The sequence below is a fragment of the Microbacterium sp. NPDC058389 genome (assembly GCF_042722305.1).
Classification (GTDB): domain Bacteria; phylum Actinomycetota; class Actinomycetes; order Actinomycetales; family Microbacteriaceae; genus Microbacterium.
Genome location: NZ_JBHXJQ010000006.1, coordinates 61144 through 78505, shown reverse-complemented (window position 1 = coordinate 78505; position 17362 = coordinate 61144). Strand labels below are relative to the sequence as shown.

Here is a 17362-nt window from a genome sequence, read left to right as displayed (position 1 = left end):
GGCTCAGCGCATCGCATCGCGGGTCACCGGCGCGGATCAGCCTCTCGCCAGGACGACGTCGGCCGGCGCCTCGAAGAACAGCAGCTCGAACTCGGCCGATCGCCGGAACGCCTCCGACATGCGGGCGCGCTCGGAGATGGACGCGCCCCGGGCTGCGGCATTCGCGATCCGCACCGCCTGCGCGGTGGCCTCGGCGAACGCGGGATCGCCGTAGGCCGCAAGCCAGTCGTCGTACGGGTGGGAGGCATGACGGGCTGCGGTCAGCCGCGTGCCGAGGTCGGCGTAGATCCAGAAGCAGGGGAGCAGCGCAGCCACGAGCTCACCGTACGTCCGGGTCGACGCGTGCAGGTGGTTCGTGTACGCGCGCGTGGTCGGTGCCGGTTCTGCGGACGGTCGGCCGGCGAGGTGGGTGTCGTGCAGCCGCTGCTCCTCGACGAGGGCGGATCGGGCGGACCCGGCCCAGAAGGCCTGCTCGTCCGGGGTCGGCGCGAGGGCGCTCGCGCGGGCCAGCAGGCGCGCGTACTCGCCCAGATAGCGCGCGTCCTGCGCGAGATACCACGTGAACGCGTGACGCTCCAGCGACCCGTCGCCGAGGCCCCGCACGAACGCGCACGCCTCGATGTCCGCCCGGACGGCAGCGGCGGCATCCCACACCTCCGCCGACCATGCCGGCGACGCGGGGGTCCGCAGCGCGTGGAAGTGGTCGATCGGGCCGTTGCCCTGTCCGACGCGCAGCGCATCGGCGTGGGCGAGCGCGCCCGTGAGCCATTGCTTGGCGCGCACGAGGGCATCGGGCCACGTGGCGCCGCCCGCGCGCAGCGTCGCCATGGCCGACGACAGCGAGCAACCGGTGCCGTGCGTGTTGCGCGTCGCGACCCGGTGGCCGGCGACCTCGTGCACGCCACCGGGGCCGACGAGCGCGTCCGGGCATTCGGCGCCGTCGAGGTGGCCGCCCTTGAGCAGCACCAGCGTGCCGGTGGTCTCGTGCAGACGACGTGCGGCGTCGAGGGCGTCCGCCCACGTGGTGGCGACGGGGAGGCCTGTCAGCACGGCGAGCTCGGCGAGGTTCGGGGTGACGAGATCGGCATCCGCGCACAGCGCGCGCAGCGCGTGCTCGGCCGCTGCGTCGAGCAGCCGGTCGCCGCTCGTGGCGACCATCACCGGGTCGAGCACGACGACCGGGGGCCGCACGCGGGCGAGCCAGGAACGGACGACGCCGATGATCGCGGCGTCCTGCAGCATCCCGATCTTGACGGCGTCGATCTCGACGTCGTCCGACACGGCGTCGAGCTGCGCCTGGAGGAAGGCCGTCGGCGGCACGTGGACCTCGCGCACGCCACGGGTGTTCTGCGCGACGAGCGCCGTGACGACAGCCATGCCGTAACCGCCCAGCGCCCCGATCGTCTTGAGGTCGGCCTGGATGCCGGCACCGCCGGTCGGGTCGGTCCCGGCGATGCTGAGGACGCGGGGGATGCCGCTCATCGCACGACCCCGGCCGTCGTGGCGTCGGCCGCCCGGCGCAGCTCGCGTGCGGTCGCCGCCGGATCCTCGGCGGCCGACAGCAGCGACACGACGGCGACGCCGGCCGCGCCCGCGTCGCGCAGCGGTGCGATGTCGTCGATGCCGATGCCGCCGATCGCGACGCACGGGAGCGCCGCGGCGGCCGCCAGCCGGCCGAAGCCGTCGACGCCGAGCGCCGGCGGGTGGTCGGGTTTGGTCGACGTCGGCCGGATGACGCCGACGCCGAGATAGTCGAGGGTTCCCGCCGGGAACGCGGCGGCGGCCGCGAGGTGGGCTGGGGTGTTGGCCGTCCAGCCGACGTACGCGTCGTCGCCGAGCAGGCGGCGCGCCGCCTGGGGCGGCAGGTCGCTCTGCCCGAGATGGACGCCGTCGACGCGTGCGCCCGCGTCGCGGGCCGCGAGCACGATGTCGACGCGATCGTCGACCACGAACAGCGCGCGTCCGGCCACGACGTCCGACAGCGCGACCGTCTGTGCGAGCAGGTCGCGCGCCGTGCCGCCCTTGACGCGCAGCTGGACGACATCGACCCCGGCGTCGACCGCCGCGGAGACGACGTCCCTCGTGCGGTCGAACGGCAGCCGGTCGTCGGTGACGAAGTGCAGCTGCAGGCTCATCGGGCGCCCGCCGTCTCGACGGCGGTCTCGGCGACCGCGCGGCCGTCGAGATCGGCCGGGCGCACCGCGTCCAGCGCATCCAGCAGCGCGACGGCGAACGAGCCCGGTCCGTCGGAGCGGGCGGCCGCGCGCTCCGACGCGGCGGCGTAGAGGGCGGATGCCGCCACCGCCGCGTCGAGCGGCCGGCACACGCCGAGGAACGCGGCCATGACGGCGCCGAGAGAGCATCCGCCGCCGGTCACGCGGGTCAGCAGGGCGTCGCCCCCGCCGATCCGGACGACCTCCGTGCCGTCCGTCACGAGGTCGACGGGACCCGACACCGCCACGACGCCGCTGGTGCGCAGCGCGAGCTCGCGGGCGGCGCCGGCCGCGGCATCCGTGCCCTCCGTGGCGTCCACCCCGCGACCGCCGGCCCCGGCGCCCGCGAGCGCGAGGATCTCGGACGCGTTGCCGCGGATGATCGCGGGCCGGTGCTCCAGCAGTTCGGCGGCGAACGCGGTGCGGACGGGCAGGGCACCGACCGCGACCGGATCGAGCACCCAGCGCTCGGTCGCCCGCACGGCCTCGCGGGCGCCGTCGCGCTGCTCGGCGCCCGGGGTCCCGAGGTTCACGAGCACGCCGTCGGCGATGCCGGCGAACAGGCCCGCCTCGCCGGGCAGGTCGCACATCGCGGGCGCGGCGCCGACGGCGAGGAGAACGTTGGCCGTGAAGCCGGTCACCACGGCGTTGGTGATGCACTGCACGAGCGGTGTGGCATCCCGCAGCGCGGTGAGCGCGTCGGAGGGGGACAGGTGGACGGTGGCGGCGCGCGTGTTCATCGCGACATCCCTTCGCTCGCATGATCGAGATCAGGTTCGACGGGTGTGTTCTCAGCCCGCCATGCGGGCACCCCGTGTCACTGCCGAGCAATCTAGCAGGCCCGTGATCGGCCGCACCGATGCGATGCGCCGCGCCTGCCGAAGTGTCGGGACCACGCCGTAGGCTGGGGGTGTGACCACAGCCCTCTACCGCCGCTACCGGCCCGAGTCGTTCGGCGAGATGATCGGGCAGGGTCAGGTCACCGAGCCGCTGATGACCGCGCTGCGCGGCGACCGGGTCGGCCACGCCTACCTGTTCTCCGGCCCCCGCGGGTGCGGCAAGACGACGTCCGCCCGCATCCTGGCGCGCTGCCTCAACTGCGCCGAGGGTCCGACCGACGTCCCGTGCGGAAAGTGCGACAGCTGCATCGAGCTCGGCCGCGGCGGCGGCGGGTCGCTCGACGTGGTCGAGATCGACGCGGCGAGTCACAACGGCGTCGACGACGCGCGCGACCTGCGCGAGCGCGCCGTGTTCGCCCCGGCTCGCGACCGGTTCAAGATCTTCATCCTCGACGAGGCGCACATGGTGACGCCGCAGGGCTTCAACGCGCTGCTCAAGCTCGTCGAAGAGCCCCCGGACCACGTCAAGTTCATCTTCGCGACGACCGAGCCCGAGAAGGTCATCGGCACGATCCGCTCGCGCACGCACCACTACCCGTTCCGGCTCGTGCCGCCCGCGGCGATGCTCGAGTACGTCGAGCAGCTGTGCACGCAGGAGCACGTGGCGGTCGAGCCGGGCGTGCTGCCGCTCGTGGTGCGCGCCGGCGGCGGCTCGCCGCGTGACACGCTGTCGCTGCTCGACCAGCTGATCGCCGGCTCCGACGACGCCAAGGTCACCTACGCCCGCGCCGTCGCACTGCTCGGGTACACACCCGATGAACTGCTCGACGAGGTCATCGACGCGTTCGGCTCGTCCGACGCCGCGGCGGCCTTCTCGGCGGTCGACCGCGTCGTGCAGACCGGTCAGGATCCGCGCCGCTTCGTCGACGACCTGCTCGAGCGCCTGCGCGACCTCATCGTGGTCGCCGCGACCGGTCAGGGTGCCGCCGCCGTGCTCCGCGGCGTCTCGGCCGAAGACCTCGCGCGCAAGCAGCGTCAGGCCGACGCTTTCGGCACGTCGCGGCTGTCGCGCATCGCCGACCTCGTCGTCGCGACGCTCGACGACATGACCGGAGCCACCTCGCCGCGACTCCAGCTCGAGCTGATGGTCGCCCGCGTGCTGGCGAGGGGAGCGGATGCCGCGGCTCCTGCGATCCCGTCGGCTCCGACCGCTGCAGCCGCACCGGTGGCCGAGCGGGCGAGGGGCGAGCGCGCCGAAGCGCCATCCACGGCCGGTTCTGTGCCTGCCGCTCCCGTCTCCGCGCCTGCCGCTCCCGTCTCCGCGCCGGAGCCCGTGGTCGCCGCCCCGCGCGAGCTCACGACCGACAGCCTCGTCGCGGCGTGGCCCGAGGTGCTCACCCGCCTCGAGGGCATCAGCCGGTCGTCGTGGATGGTCGCGACGGGCTCGCGGCCCATCGCCGTCACGGCCCAGGGCGACGACCATGTGGTCGCCCTGGAGTTCTCCAGCGCGGGCGACCTCACGAAGTTCAAGCCCAAGCCGCATGGCCAGGGGGCGTTCCTCGACGTGCGCAGCGCCATCGAGCAGGTGTTCGGCAGCCAGGTGAAGTTCCTGCCCCGGCTCGCCGAGCCCGGGTCAGGGTCCGGGGGAGCCGGGTCGGCTCCCGCGTCTGCGCCGGCGGCCGGAGGCCCCTCGGCACCTGCCGCCGCTGCGGCTGCCGCGTCCGCCTCTGCCGCCGCGCCGGTGGCTGCCGCAGCCCCACGGGCGCAGGCCGCCCCCGCCGGGCCCCCCGCAGCCTCCGGGTCCTCGGCCCCGTCCGGGTCCTCCGCCCCGCCCGCGTCTTCCGCCCCGCCCCGGCCTTCCACGCCGCGCGCGTCGGCGTCGAACGCATCGGCGCCGAGCGCTCCGGCACCGCGGGGTGCGGCATCCGCCTCCGCAGCCCCGGCGGCGGCCGCACCGGTCACCGACTGGGCCGTCGCGCCGATCCCGTCCGACGACGACGCCCCGCCGCCCGATCCCGGCCCCGCGGCGATGCCGAGCATGGGCCAGTTCGCCGTCGACGACGAGCCCGAAGACGCGGCGCGCGCCCGCGTCGCGACCCTGGCTCCGCCCCAGGACGTCCCTCACGACGGCGACGTGCTGCCGCGCACCGAGCTGGCGCCCGCAGTCGAGCGCGACGACGAGCCCGACGACGATCTGGGCATCGACGAGTCGGGTGCGCCTGTCGACGTCCCGGTGCCGCCCACGGTGGCACCGCCGATCACCCCCGTCGTGCGCCCGCGCAACGACGGCGTCCAGCGGTACGGAGAGGCAGTCGTGCGTCAGGTGCTCGGTGCGACGTTCGTCGGCGAGGAGCCCTACGAGCCCCCGACGAGGTTCAGCTAGCCCATGTACGACGGCATCGTCCAAGACCTGATCGACGAGTTCGGCCGCCTCCCCGGCATCGGGCCGAAGTCGGCGCAGCGCATCGCGTTCCACATCCTGCAGACACCCAACTTCGACGTGTCGCACCTGGCCGAGCTCCTTGCCGAGGTGCGCGAGAAGGTGCGCTTCTGCGAGGTGTGCGGCAATGTCTCGGAGCAGGAGCGCTGCTCCATCTGCCGCGACCCCCGGCGCAACCAGACGCTCATCTGCGTCGTCGAGGATGCCAAGGATGTCGCCGCGATCGAGCGGACACGCGAGTTCCGCGGGCTGTACCACGTGCTGGGCGGCGCGATCAGCCCGATCGCGGGGATCGGACCCGACGACCTGCGCATCGCGCAGCTGATGCAGCGTCTCGCGGACGGCACCGTGCAGGAGGTCATCCTCGCGACCAACCCCAACCTCGAGGGCGAGGCGACGGCGACCTACCTCAGCCGGCTCCTGCACACGCTCGAGATCTCGGTGACCAGGCTCGCCTCCGGCCTCCCCGTCGGCGGCGACCTCGAGTACGCCGACGAGGTCACCCTCGGCCGCGCCTTCGAGGGCCGGCGCTCGGTCTGAGCCGGAGTGGTCCGACCGCTCGCGATGTCCGAGATCGGTCGTAGAGTGTCGTTCGCGATCCTCGCGCCGAGCCTTCGACCGGTGCACCCTGGTTCGATGGCGAGAAAGGGCACCGGATGAATCCCGTCCAGCGGTTCGACACGCGTGCGTGGCTGCTGTTCGCCGCGATGGCGCTGTTGTGGGGCATCCCGTATCTGTTCATCAGCATCGCGGTGGAGTCGTACTCGCCGGCGGCGGTGGTCGCCGGACGCACCCTGCTCGGGGCGGTCCTGCTGCTGCCGTTCGCCATCCGGGCGAAGGCGCTGCGGCCGGCCTTCGCCAAGATCGGGTGGGTGCTGCTGTTCGGCGGCATCGAGATGGCCGGCCCGTTCCTGCTGCTCGGCCACGCCGAGCAGACGTTGCCGTCGGGACTGACCGGACTGCTGGTGGCCACCGTGCCGCTGTTCGCCGCCATCATCGCGTTCGGCGGCGGCGACCGCTCGGTGCTGAGCCCATGGCGGGCCATCGGCCTGTTCGTGGGGTTCGCGGGCGTGTTCGTGATCGTCGCGGGACCGGGGCTCGCCGTCGAGGGCGGGGGAGGGCTCCTCGCGGTCGGCGAGGTGCTGCTGGTCGCGCTGCTCTACGCGATCGCCCCGTTCGTCATCGCGACGAAGCTGCGCGACGTGCCGTCGCTCGGGTCGATCACGCTCGCCCTCTTCGCGGTGGGGATCTTCTACACCCCCATCGCGTTCCTGACGCAGCACGAGGTGCCGACCCTCGAGAGCACCGTGTCGCTCGTCGCCCTGGCCGTCCTGTGCACGGCCATCGCCTTCATCACGTTCTTCGCGCTCATCGCCCGTGTCGGGCCGGTGCGGGCCCCGCTGTTCACCTACGTCAACCCGGTGGTGGCGATCGTGCTCGGCACGATCATCCTCGGCGAGCCCATCACGCCCGGGCTGATCATCGGCTTCCCGCTGGTGCTCGTGGGCTGCTGGCTCGCCGCGACGGGCGGCACGTTCCGCTCGCGCGCGGCCGACAGCGACCTTCCCCCCGTCGCCTCCGGCTGATCTCGTCAGCGCAGCACTTCGACGAGGACGATCCACGAGATCAGCAGCGCCGCGACGACCGCGATGAGCGATCCGACGGCGAGCCAGACGGGCGCCGCGGCGACGCCGGCGATCAGGAGCGCGCCGCCGACCGTGTAGGCGAGGGGCGCGACGAAGCCCACTGCGGCCTTGAGCCCCCGCATCCGGTTCTGGGGATGACGGTTCTCGAAGATCCGCCGTGACGCCTGCACCTGGAACACGCCGGCGGCGATCGCGAGCACGATCACGGCGATGCCGGCGGCGACCGGGTCGACGTCGGGCATCAGGGCGATCGCCGATGCGATCAGGGCGAGCACGAGCCCCGCGATGCCGGCCGCGAGGCGGGACGTCAGCGACGCCTCCTTGATGATCTGGCCGATGTTGACGCTGGCGGCGACGATCACCAGGCCTGCGAGGGCCGCGGTGGCGCCGGCCATCGCGACGTTGAACTCGGACCACGCGGCAAGCTCGTCCATGCTCGGGATGCTAGCGCCCGGCGCGATTCCGCCGCCGGACGCGCGCCGCGGCGAGACCCCGCCCCGACACATGGCGGAGGCCGCATGAACGCCTCCGTAAGATGGAACGTCGGGTGCGGCATCCGGCCCCTCAAGACACGCGTGGAGTTTCATCGTGGCGCTGATCGTCCAGAAGTACGGCGGATCGTCGGTCGCGGATGCCGTGAGCATCAAGCGGGTCGCGAAGCGGATCGTCGACACGCGTCGCGCCGGGCACGACGTCGTCGTGGCGGTGAGCGCGATGGGCGACACCACCGACGAGCTGCTCGACCTCGCGGGTCAGGTCGCCCCGATCCCGGCGCCCCGCGAGCTCGACATGCTGCTGTCCAGCGGCGAGCGCATCTCGATGGCGCTGCTCGCGATGGCGATCCACTCGATGGGCTTCGAGGCACGGTCGTTCACCGGCAGCCAGGCGGGCATGATCACGACCGCCGACCACGGCTCCGCCCGCATCGTCGACGTCACCCCCATCCGCCTGCGCGAGGCGCTCGACGAGGGCGCGATCGTCATCGTCGCCGGCTTCCAGGGATTCAACCGCGACACCCGCGACATCACGACGCTCGGCCGCGGCGGCTCCGACACCACCGCCGTCGCCCTCGCGGCGGCGCTCGACGCCGACGTGTGCGAGATCTACAGCGACGTCGACGGCATCTTCACGGCCGACCCGCGCGTCGTGCCGAAGGCCCGCAAGCTGGGGGTCGTCTCGGCCGAAGAGATGCTCGAGCTCGCCGCCAACGGCGCGAAAGTGCTGTACATCCGCGCCGTCGAGTACGCGCGCCGTCACGGCGTGCTGATCCACGCCCGCTCCACGTTCAGCTCGGGCGTGGGAACCTACGTGCTCGGCCCGGGAATGACCGCTCCCGACGGCCAAGAGGGAGAAGAGATGGAAGAGCCCATCGTCGCCGGAGTCGCCACCGACCTCGGCCAGGCCAAGATCACCGTCATCGGCGTGCCCGACGTGCCGGGCAAGGCCGCCGAGATCTTCAAGGTCGTCGCGAAGTCCGGCGCCAACGTCGACATGATCGTGCAGAACGTGTCGGCTGCGACCACCGGTCGCACCGACATCTCGTTCACGCTCCCCAAGACCGACGCTGCGACGGCGCTGAAGGCGCTCGCCGCCGACCAGGCCGACATCGGTTTCGAGAGCCTCGTCCACGACGACCAGATCGGCAAGCTGTCGGTCGTCGGCGCCGGCATGCGCACCCACTCGGGCGTCTCGGCGACGCTGTTCGAGGCGCTCAGCGTCGCGGGCATCAACATCGAGATGATCTCGACGTCCGAGATCCGCATCTCGGTCGTGGTGCGCGGCGACGACCTCGCCGAGGCGGCGCGCGTGGTGCACACGGCCTACGGCCTCGACGGCGACATCGACGCCGTCGTCCACGCCGGCACCGGCCGCTGACCGGCGTGCTCGCCGGGCTCGACCTTCCCGTCGTCCTCGCCACGCGCGACGCCGGCGTCACGCTGCGCGACGCGCGGGCCGACGACCTCGACGCGCTCATGGCGCTCCTGTCGGACGACCCCATCAGCGCCGCCCGCGGCGACAACGGGCTCGACGAGAACCGTCCTGCCTACGCCCGCGCGCTCGCCCGCATCGAGGCCGATCCGGCGAACACGCAGCTCGTCGTGACCGACGGTGCGCGTCTCGTCGGCACGATGCAGCTGACCGTCATCCCGGGCCTCGCCCGCGCCGGCTCGGACCGCCTGCAGGTCGAGACGGTCCGGGTCGCGAGCGACCGGCGGTCGTCCGGGATCGGCGCGGCCATGATGCGCTGGGTCGAAGAGGTCGCCGCACCGGCGCTCGGCACCACGCTGATCCAGCTCACGTCCGACGCCGCGCGCATCGATGCCCACCGCTTCTACGAGCGACTCGGCTACACCCCGTCGCACCTCGGCTTCAAGCTGCGCGTGCCGCGGGGCTGACCTGCACGGTCGCTACGCTCGCCCGGCGCAGCCGATGGCCGCGGCATCCCGTCGCTCGATGTAACGGCGAGCCGGGGCCGTCCGGGGCGGCGGTAGAATCACCCAAACCCCGCGCGTCCGACGATGCCCGCGCGTCCGCTCCACGCCCCGCTGAGGAACACGTCATGACCCGCATCTCCGATTCAGGACTCTCCGTCGCCGTCGTCGGCGCCACCGGCCAGGTCGGCGGTGCGATGATCGACATCCTCGAGGAGCGCGGGTTCCCGGTGCGCGAGATCCGTGCGTTCGCGACGGCGCGCTCCGCCGGGTCGGACGTCATCTTCCAGGGCAAGGCCGTCACGGTGGAGGACGTCGCGACCGCCGACTTCGCCGGCATCGACATCGCGCTGTTCTCGGCCGGCGCCACCGGCAGCCGTGCCTACGCGCCCCGCTTCGCCGAGGCCGGCGCCGTCGTCATCGACAACTCGAGCGCGTGGCGCATGGACCCCGATGTCCCGCTCGTCGTCAGCGAGGTCAACCCGCACGCGATCGCCGAGGCGCGCAAGGGCATCATCGCGAACCCCAACTGCACCACGATGGCCGCGATGCCGATCCTGAAGGTCCTCGACGCCGAGGCCGGTCTGGAACGCCTCATCGTCAGCACCTACCAGGCCGTCAGCGGCTCGGGTCTTGCGGGAGTCCAGGAGCTCCTCGGTCAGCTCGAGGGCGCGCTCGCGCAGGGCGACGTCGAGCGCCTCGCCCGTGACGGTGCGGCCCTCGACTTCCCGCAGCCCGAGAAGTACATCGCCCCGATCGCCTTCGACGTCATCCCGTTCGCCGGCAACCTGGTGGACGACGGCGACAACGAGACCGACGAGGAGAAGAAGCTCCGCAACGAGAGCCGCAAGATCCTCGAGCTGCCCGATCTCCGTGTCGCGGGCACGTGCGTGCGCGTCCCCGTCCTCACCGGCCACTCGCTGTCGATCAACGTCGAGTTCGCGCGCGACATCACGCCGGACCGTGCCCGCGAGGTGCTCGCGTCGGCGCCCGGCGTGAAGCTCGAGGAGGTGCCCACGCCGCTGCAGGCGGCCGGCACCGACCCCAGCTACGTCGGCCGCATCCGCGCCGACCAGTCCGCGCCCGAGGGCAAGGGCCTCGTGCTGTTCATCTCGAACGACAACCTGCGCAAGGGCGCGGCCCTCAACGCCGTGCAGGTCGCCGAGGTCGTCGCGGCGAACCTGGGCGCCAACGCCTGATCCGCACCGCTGTGACGAAGGGGATGCCGCGATCCGCGGCATCCCCTTCGTACATGGTGGACAGCGGTCGTGGTCTCGCTGGCCGTCGTGGCGACGGCGGTCGTTTGCGGGCGAACTAAGATTGACGGGTGACCGATACGCCCGCTGAGTCCGCCCACGCCCACGCTCCTCACGTCGAGACCGTCGATGTGCTGCTGATCGGCGGCGGGATCATGAGCGCGACGCTGGGGACGCTGCTGCACCAGCTGCAGCCCGACCTCAAGATCGCGGTGTTCGAGCGGCTCAGCGATGTCGCTCTCGAGAGCTCGAACGCGTGGAACAACGCCGGCACCGGCCACGCCGCGCTGTGCGAGCTGAACTACATGCCGGAGGGCAAGGACGGCTCCGTCGACCCGGCGAAGGCCATCTCGATCAACGAGCAGTTCCAGCAGAGCCGCCAGCTGTGGTCGTCGCTCGTCGATGCGGGCGTGCTGGACGCTCCCACCACCTTCATCAACTCGACCCCGCACATGACGTTCGTGCGCGGCGAGAAGGACGTCGCCTACCTCAAGAAGCGCTACGAGGCGCTCAAGGACGAGCCGCTGTTCCAGGGCATCGAGTACAGCGAGGACTCGCGCGTCATCAACCAGTGGGCGCCGCTGCTCATGCAGAAGCGCCGCAAGGGCGAGCCGTTCGCCGCCACCCGCATGCCGGCCGGCACGGACGTCGACTTCGGCGCCCTCACGCACCAGCTGTTCGACCGTCTCGCCGACGAGGGCGCGGATGTCCGCACCAACACCGAGGTGCGCCGCCTCAAGCGCCTCGCCGACGGCACGTGGCAGGTCAAGTACCGGCGCACCATCGGCCGCACCCCGGGCGAGATCCGTGCGAAGTTCGTGTTCGTCGGCGCCGGCGGCTGGGCGCTGAAGCTCCTGCAGCGCTCGGGCATCCCCGAGATCTCGGGCTACGGCGTGTTCCCGATCGGCGGGCAGTTCCTCAAGACGTCGAACCCGGCCATCGTCGCCCAGCACCAGGCGAAGGTGTACTCGCAGGCCTCGGTGGGTGCCCCGCCGATGTCGGTGCCGCACCTCGACACCCGCATGGTCGACGGCGAGGCCTCCCTGCTGTTCGGCCCGTTCGCGACGTTCAGCCCCAAGTTCCTCAAGACCGGCTCCTGGTTCGACATCGTCGGCCAGGTGCGGTGGGGCAACCTCGGTCCGATGCTCAAGGTCGCGTGGGACAACCCCAGCCTCATCACCTACCTCGTCGGCGAGCTGGTCAAGAACCACCATCGCAAGGTCGACGCGCTGCGCGTCTTCATGCCGACCGCGAAGGACGCCGACTGGACGCTCATCCAGGCCGGCCAGCGCGCGCAGGTCATGAAGAAGGACCCCGAGAAGGGCGGCGTGCTGCAGTTCGGCACCGAGGTCGTCACCGGCGCCGACGGCACGATCGCCGGCCTGCTCGGCGCCTCGCCGGGAGCCTCGACCGCGGTCTCGATCATGCTGGGCCTCGTCAAGACGTGCTTCCCGGACCGCATCGCCGAGTGGGAGCCGCGCCTGCGCGAGCTGATCCCGAGCTACGGCGACACGCTCAACCCGCGCCCCGAGGTCGCGCGCGAGTCGCTCGGTGAGACCGCCGAGACCCTCGCCCTCACGGCCTGACCTCGCCTCATGCGGCTGTGGTCGGTGCATCCGTCGATCCTCGACCGGATGGCGCTGGTCGCGTGCTGGCGTGAAGCACTGCTCGCCCAGAACGTGCTGGCCGGGGCGACGCGCGGCTACACGCGGCACCCGCAGCTGGAGCGCTTCCGGGCGTGCGACGACCCCCTCGACGCGGTCGGGCACTACCTGACGGCACTGCGCCGTGAGGCCGACGATCGCGGCTACTCGTTCGACGCCTCGCGCGTGCGTCGGGGGGATGCCGCGAACCCCGGCATCCCGGTCACGACAGGGCAGCTCGCGTTCGAGCTCGCCCACCTGCGTGCGAAAGTGGCCGCGCGCGACGCGGCCTGGCTGGTGCAGCTGCCCGACAGCGCGTCGCCGGCACCGACGTTCGTCGAGACGCCGGGCGACATCGAACCGTGGGAGCGCGGCACGCTCGCCCCCTAGGGTGGGGGCATGCGAGCACGGCTCACCTGGCGGTTCTGGGGCGTCGCCATCGCCCTCGTCGCGGTCCTCGCGGTGGCGGCGGCCATCGCGCTCGCCCGTGCGACCACCGCGGGCGACAGTGCGGGGGTCGCCGCGCGCGCCGGGTCCTCGTCCGCCGCCGCGCTGCGCGTCGCGGGATCCGTCGACGACTTCTCCTACGACGCGTTCGAGGCCGACTATTGGCTGGGACGGGATGCCGGCGGCCAGAGCCGGCTGTACACGACCGAGCGGATCGTCGCCCACTTCCCGGACTTCGACCAGAACAAGGGCATCGTGCGGTGGATCCCGAAGTCGGACTCGGGCATCGCGCACGACCCGGTGGTGGTGGGCGTCACCGGCGCCGGCGGCGAGGCCGTCCCGTGGTGGACCGAGGAGGACGACGACTTCGTCTACGTGCTCACCGGCGACGACACGTACGTCCACGGCGCGCAGACGTACGTCATCTCGTACACGATGCGCGACGTCGTGCTGCGGTTCGATGACACTCAGGCCGATGAGTTCTACTGGGACACCGTCGGCACCGACCATGCGCAGCCGTTCGCCGACGTGCGGGCGCACGTCCACATCCTCGGTGACGCCGTCGAGGGCATCCTCGCCGATCGGATCTACTGCTACAGCGGCCCGGCGCAGTCGACCGACCGCTGCTCGATCGAGCCGGCCGACGTCGCGCCTGCGCCGGACGAGGTCTCGGTGTGGGCTCTCGCGCAGGGCATCGCGGGTGCCGCCGAGACGCAGATCTCGTTCACCGCGGCCGACGCCGATCTCGGGGCTGACGAGAACGTGACCGTCGCCATCGGCTTCGAGCTCGGCACCTTCGTGGCGCCGTCACCGCCTCCGCCGCCGCCCTACCCGTGGTGGGAGTGGATCCTCCCGGTGCTGGGGCTCCTCGCCGGCTTCGGCGGGCTGGTCTTCGTCGTGGTCATGAAACGGTTCCTGCGCCGCAACCCCGACCGATCGCCGGTGATCGTCGAGTACACGCCGCCCGTGGACGAGTCGCCGACGCTGTCGGCGGGCGTGCTCGGCGTGCCCGCCAAGGCGCTCGCCGCCCACGTCGTCGACCTCGCCGTGCGCGACAAGGTCGAGATCACGGCATCCGGCGACCGCTCCGACGCCGACGACTTCCACGTGATCCTGCGCGATGCCGAGGGCCTCGAGCACGACGATCGCCGCATCGTCACGACGCTGTTCGGGAAGGATGCCGCACCCGGCGACCGCGTCGACCTGGGAGTGTTCGCGGCGAAGCCGCCGGTGCGGGCCGTGACGTACGTGCGGCGCATCGAGGACTCCACCGTCGACCGCGGCTACCGCAGTCGCACGCCCGCCTGGGTCGGCGGCATCCGCGGCCTGCTGCAGTTCGGCGGCCTCGCCGTCGCGGTGATGCTGACGTTCTTCGTCGACGCGGTGCCGTCCGTGCTCACCGACCTCGGTGCGCTCGGCGGATGGATCAACTTCCTCGCGATCGCCAGCGCGTTCGGCGCCTTCATCGTGCTGCCCTGGTTCGGGCTGCCGAAGACGACGCTCACCTTGGCCGGCGGCCGTCACAAGACCTATCTGGAGGGTATCCGGGAGTATCTGCGCCTGGCCGAGGAGGACCGGTTGCGCGCGGCCCAGACGCCGCAGACCGCCGACCTGGTGTCCGCGGGCCGCCGCGCCTACGGCGACGCGCGGAACACGCCGGGGGCGGATGTCGTGAACCTGTACGAGCGCTTGTTGCCGTATGCGGTGCTGTTCGGGATGCAGCGCGAGTGGGTGCGCGTGATCCAGGCCGCCGCCCCCGCCGAGGTGCCCGCGACGCGGGTCGCGCTGTTCGACTCGGTCTCGTCGAACTCGCTGTCGAACGCCTCGTCGTCGATCGGTCGCCTCGCCGCGACACCCGTCTCCAGCGGCAGCTCGTCCAGTTCGTCGGGATCGTCGTTCTCCAGCAGCTGGTCCTCGTCGGGCGGCTCGTTCGGCGGCGGTTTCTCCGGCGGCGGCGGGGGCGGCGGCGGCTTCGGCGGACGCTGAGCCCGCCGACTCCGCCGCGCCCGTCGCCCGACGGTCACCGACTACGCTCGATCCGTGGCCAAGCTCTACTTCCGATACGGTGCGATGAACTCGGGCAAGTCGACCTCGCTGCTCCAGGCCGCGTACAACTACGAGGAGCGCGGACAGCACGTGCTGCTGGCCAAGCCCGCCATCGACACCAAGGGCGCCGACCAGATCGACAGCCGGCTGGGTGTCAAGCGCACCGTCGACTTCCTGGTGCGCCCCGACGACGACATCCGCGCGCTGTTCGCCGAGCACCGTGCGCGCGTCAAGGCTGAGGCGGCCGACACGCTCGTGCCCGAGGCGCTCGAGCACGAGGTCGACGTCGCATGCCTCCTCATCGACGAGGCACAGTTCCTCACGCGCGAGCAGGTCGACGACCTGCTGCGCATCGTCGTGTTCGACGGGGTGCCGGTGCTCGCCTACGGCATCCGCACCGACTTCCAGACGCAGGCCTTCCCGGGGTCGGCGCGACTGCTCGAGCTCGCGCACAGCCTCGAAGAGCTCAAGACGATCTGCCGCTGCGGACGCAAGGCGCTCTTCAACGCGCGCCTGGTCGGCGGGCGGTTCGTGTTCGACGGCGATCAGGTCGCGATCGATGAGCTCACCGCGGACCGCATCACGTACGAGTCGCTGTGCGCGGAGGACTACCTGCGCGCGTCGGGCGGACGCCTGAAGTAGCGCTCAGGCCGCCTCGGGCGTCTTGGAGCCTCGGCGACGGGGGAGCGGCACGAGCATCGACGTCGCGCGCTGGTAGTCCCGGTACGCCGGGTACTTGGCCGACGAGATCGACTCGGTGAAGATCGTCGACCCGAGGAACAGCACGCTCAGCAGCACCGCGCCCACAATGGTCCAGTTGAGCCAGCCGCCGCCGTCCGCGACGAGCGCGACCGCGCCGATCGCGTAGAAGGCCCACCACTGCGCCTGCTCGAAGAAGAAGTTGGGGTGCCGGCTGTAGGCGAACAGCCCCGTCGTGAGGAAGCCGGGCTCCCGCACGCCGCCCGCGGCCTTCTTCGCCTGGTGGAACCGCCATTGCTGCTGGTCGGCGACGGTCTCGCCGACCAGGAACGCGACGAACAGCGCCGAGAAGGCGGCATCCCAGCCGTTGAAGGGGGAGGGATGCTGCCAGGCGATGTAAGCGGGCAGCGTGATGAGCACCAGCAGGGCGCTCTGGAACAGCACGATGAAGAACAGGTTGAACAGCTGGAACTGCCAGCGCGACATGCGGCCGCGCAGGATCGCCCAGCGGTAGTCCTCCATGCCCGTGTAGCCGCCCTTGCGGGCGAAGTTGAACGTGAGTCGTGCGCCCCATGCCGTGACGAGGATCGCCATCACGAGCAGGCGCGTCGCGTCGAGTCCGCCGACGAGGGCGGCGACCGCGAAGATCCACACATAGATCACCGGCACGATCGACCACACCCGGTCGATCCACGACGTCTCGTTCGTCACGAGCGAGGTGATCCAGCAGAAGGCCGCTGCGATGCCCGCGACGATGAGGACGAGGAGGAGGGGATCCATGAGGTCAGGCTAGCGCGCCCGGGCGACATCCGGCGTCATCGTGGTTGCCTGTGGTCGGACCACACAGTACAGTGGTCAGACCACACGGCGCGGACGCCGTGTCCCGAGCATGGATGAGGAGATCCGTGACTGGAACCCCCGCCCGATCCAGCGCGCCGCCGACAGCGGTGGCCGCTCCCGCCGCGCGCGCGTGGCGCGTCGTGCTCGAGCGGATCGAGACCGACCTGCTCGACGGCACCCTGCGGCCGGGCGACCGGCTGCCGCCCGAGCGCGAGCTGTCCGCCAGCCTCGGCGTCGGCCGTTCCAGCGTGCGCGAGGCGCTGCGCGTCCTCGAAGTCATGGGCCTCATCCGCACCGGCACCGGCTCGGGTCCCACCTCCGGCGCGATCATCATCGCCACCCCCCGGGGCGGCATGTCGGCGCTCCTGCGGCTGCAGGTGGCCGCACAGGGCTTCCCGTTCGACGACGTCGTCGCGACGCGCCTCGTGCTCGAATCAGCCGTCGTCGAGGCGCTCGCCGCCGATCCGGCGCGGTCGACCGCGGACGCGCGCGACATCCTGGTCGCGATGGACGCCGACGACCTCACGGCCACGGAGTTCCTCGCGCTCGACGCGCAGCTGCACCTCGCGCTCGCCGAGGCGTCCGGCAACGTCGTGATCGCGGCGATGATGGCGGGCCTGCGCACCGCCATCGAGTCGTACGTGCAGGCCGGTGCCGCCGGCATCGCGCAGTGGGATGCCGCGGCCGCGCGCCTGCGCCGTGAGCACCACGCCATCCTCGACGCCGTGGACGACGGCGACGGCGCCCGCGCGCGCACCCTCGTCCACGACCACATCACCGGATACTACGAGGCCGCAGGGCTCGACCCCTCGGCCGCCGGCATCCCGAACCCCACGCATCCCTGACCCACCGGAGAGGTCC

16 protein-coding genes and 1 riboswitch are annotated in these 17362 nt (G+C 72.1%); of the genes, 11 read left to right on the top strand and 5 right to left on the bottom strand.

The window, feature by feature from the left end; all coding sequences use genetic code 11:
* Positions 1–36: 36 nt before the first annotated feature.
* From thiD to thiM, 3 genes are all read right to left on the bottom strand, one after another.
* Positions 37–1482, bottom strand: a complete 1446-nt coding sequence (gene thiD / locus ACFWJ8_RS10145) for a bifunctional hydroxymethylpyrimidine kinase/phosphomethylpyrimidine kinase (RefSeq protein ID WP_378811052.1) — start codon at positions 1480–1482, stop codon at positions 37–39.
* Positions 1479–2135, bottom strand: coding sequence for a thiamine phosphate synthase (gene thiE / locus ACFWJ8_RS10140; protein WP_378811051.1), 657 nt, complete (start codon positions 2133–2135; stop codon positions 1479–1481). Before thiE ends, thiD begins: the two co-directional genes overlap by 4 nt.
* Positions 2132–2953, bottom strand: coding sequence for a hydroxyethylthiazole kinase (gene thiM, locus ACFWJ8_RS10135; protein WP_378811050.1), 822 nt, complete (start codon positions 2951–2953; stop codon positions 2132–2134). Before thiM ends, thiE begins: the two co-directional genes overlap by 4 nt.
* A riboswitch (TPP riboswitch) is annotated at positions 2944–3038 on the bottom strand. It overlaps the preceding gene by 10 nt.
* A gap of 87 nt (positions 3039–3125) precedes the next feature.
* On the opposite strand from thiM, the gene ACFWJ8_RS10130 reads away from it, so the two are divergent.
* From ACFWJ8_RS10130 to ACFWJ8_RS10120, 3 genes are all read left to right on the top strand, one after another.
* Positions 3126–5435: a DNA polymerase III subunit gamma and tau gene (locus ACFWJ8_RS10130; RefSeq protein WP_378811048.1), complete on the top strand. Its 2310-nt coding sequence runs from the start codon at positions 3126–3128 to the stop codon at positions 5433–5435.
* Between the two features lie 3 nt (positions 5436–5438).
* A complete protein-coding gene (recR, locus tag ACFWJ8_RS10125; protein WP_018172655.1) occupies positions 5439–6032 on the top strand; it encodes a recombination mediator RecR in 594 nt (197 codons plus the stop codon).
* Positions 6033–6148: 116 nt separating this feature from the next.
* A complete protein-coding gene (locus ACFWJ8_RS10120; RefSeq protein ID WP_378811046.1) occupies positions 6149–7078 on the top strand; it encodes a DMT family transporter in 930 nt (309 codons plus the stop codon).
* A gap of 5 nt (positions 7079–7083) precedes the next feature.
* Here ACFWJ8_RS10120 and ACFWJ8_RS10115 read toward each other — a convergent pair whose 3' ends face one another.
* A complete protein-coding gene (locus ACFWJ8_RS10115; RefSeq protein ID WP_378811045.1) occupies positions 7084–7572 on the bottom strand; it encodes a hypothetical protein in 489 nt (162 codons plus the stop codon).
* Between the two features lie 154 nt (positions 7573–7726).
* On the opposite strand from ACFWJ8_RS10115, the gene ACFWJ8_RS10110 reads away from it, so the two are divergent.
* The 7 genes from ACFWJ8_RS10110 to ACFWJ8_RS10080 all read left to right on the top strand — a co-directional run bounded on the left by ACFWJ8_RS10110 (position 7727) and on the right by ACFWJ8_RS10080 (position 15604).
* Complete coding sequence (locus tag ACFWJ8_RS10110) at positions 7727–9013, top strand: aspartate kinase (protein ID WP_378811044.1); 1287 nt, start codon at positions 7727–7729, stop codon at positions 9011–9013.
* A 5-nt stretch (positions 9014–9018) separates the two neighbouring features.
* Positions 9019–9534 (top strand): GNAT family N-acetyltransferase, encoded by a 516-nt coding sequence (locus ACFWJ8_RS10105; protein WP_378811043.1) that lies wholly within the window; start codon positions 9019–9021, stop codon positions 9532–9534.
* Between the two features lie 164 nt (positions 9535–9698).
* On the top strand, positions 9699–10769 hold the full coding sequence (locus ACFWJ8_RS10100; RefSeq protein WP_378811042.1) for an aspartate-semialdehyde dehydrogenase: 1071 nt from the start codon (positions 9699–9701) through the stop codon (positions 10767–10769).
* Positions 10770–10897: 128 nt separating this feature from the next.
* Complete coding sequence (gene mqo, locus ACFWJ8_RS10095) at positions 10898–12412, top strand: malate dehydrogenase (quinone) (protein WP_378811041.1); 1515 nt, start codon at positions 10898–10900, stop codon at positions 12410–12412.
* 9 nt (positions 12413–12421) lie between these two features.
* Entirely contained in the window at positions 12422–12859 is a 438-nt protein-coding gene (locus tag ACFWJ8_RS10090) for a pyrimidine dimer DNA glycosylase/endonuclease V (RefSeq protein ID WP_378811040.1), read from the top strand.
* Between the two features lie 9 nt (positions 12860–12868).
* Complete coding sequence (locus ACFWJ8_RS10085) at positions 12869–14902, top strand: DUF2207 family protein (protein WP_378811038.1); 2034 nt, start codon at positions 12869–12871, stop codon at positions 14900–14902.
* Positions 14903–14956: 54 nt separating this feature from the next.
* Positions 14957–15604 (top strand): thymidine kinase, encoded by a 648-nt coding sequence (locus ACFWJ8_RS10080; RefSeq protein ID WP_378811036.1) that lies wholly within the window; start codon positions 14957–14959, stop codon positions 15602–15604.
* 3 nt (positions 15605–15607) lie between these two features.
* Here ACFWJ8_RS10080 and ACFWJ8_RS10075 read toward each other — a convergent pair whose 3' ends face one another.
* Positions 15608–16441 carry a DUF1295 domain-containing protein gene (locus ACFWJ8_RS10075; protein WP_378811034.1) on the bottom strand — a complete coding sequence of 278 codons (834 nt, stop codon included), beginning with the start codon at positions 16439–16441 and terminating at the stop codon, positions 15608–15610.
* Positions 16442–16566: 125 nt separating this feature from the next.
* Here ACFWJ8_RS10075 and ACFWJ8_RS10070 point away from each other — a divergent pair, with 125 nt between their 5' ends.
* Positions 16567–17346, top strand: coding sequence for a FadR/GntR family transcriptional regulator (locus ACFWJ8_RS10070; protein ID WP_378811032.1), 780 nt, complete (start codon positions 16567–16569; stop codon positions 17344–17346).
* The last annotated feature ends 16 nt before the right edge of the window (positions 17347–17362 follow it).

What these genes read in the sequence shown, in the direction of transcription:
- thiD (WP_378811052.1), bottom strand. Translation starts at nt 1,482, where the DNA reads ATGAGCGGCATCCCCCGCGTCCTCAGCATCGCCGGGACCGACCCGACC.
- thiE (WP_378811051.1), bottom strand. Translation starts at nt 2,135, where the DNA reads ATGAGCCTGCAGCTGCACTTCGTCACCGACGACCGGCTGCCGTTCGAC.
- thiM (WP_378811050.1), bottom strand. Translation starts at nt 2,953, where the DNA reads ATGAACACGCGCGCCGCCACCGTCCACCTGTCCCCCTCCGACGCGCTC.
- recR (WP_018172655.1), top strand. Translation starts at nt 5,439, where the DNA reads ATGTACGACGGCATCGTCCAAGACCTGATCGACGAGTTCGGCCGCCTC.
- ACFWJ8_RS10120 (WP_378811046.1), top strand. Translation starts at nt 6,149, where the DNA reads ATGAATCCCGTCCAGCGGTTCGACACGCGTGCGTGGCTGCTGTTCGCC.
- ACFWJ8_RS10115 (WP_378811045.1), bottom strand. Translation starts at nt 7,572, where the DNA reads ATGGACGAGCTTGCCGCGTGGTCCGAGTTCAACGTCGCGATGGCCGGC.
- ACFWJ8_RS10100 (WP_378811042.1), top strand. Translation starts at nt 9,699, where the DNA reads ATGACCCGCATCTCCGATTCAGGACTCTCCGTCGCCGTCGTCGGCGCC.
- ACFWJ8_RS10090 (WP_378811040.1), top strand. Translation starts at nt 12,422, where the DNA reads ATGCGGCTGTGGTCGGTGCATCCGTCGATCCTCGACCGGATGGCGCTG.
- ACFWJ8_RS10085 (WP_378811038.1), top strand. Translation starts at nt 12,869, where the DNA reads ATGCGAGCACGGCTCACCTGGCGGTTCTGGGGCGTCGCCATCGCCCTC.
- ACFWJ8_RS10075 (WP_378811034.1), bottom strand. Translation starts at nt 16,441, where the DNA reads ATGGATCCCCTCCTCCTCGTCCTCATCGTCGCGGGCATCGCAGCGGCC.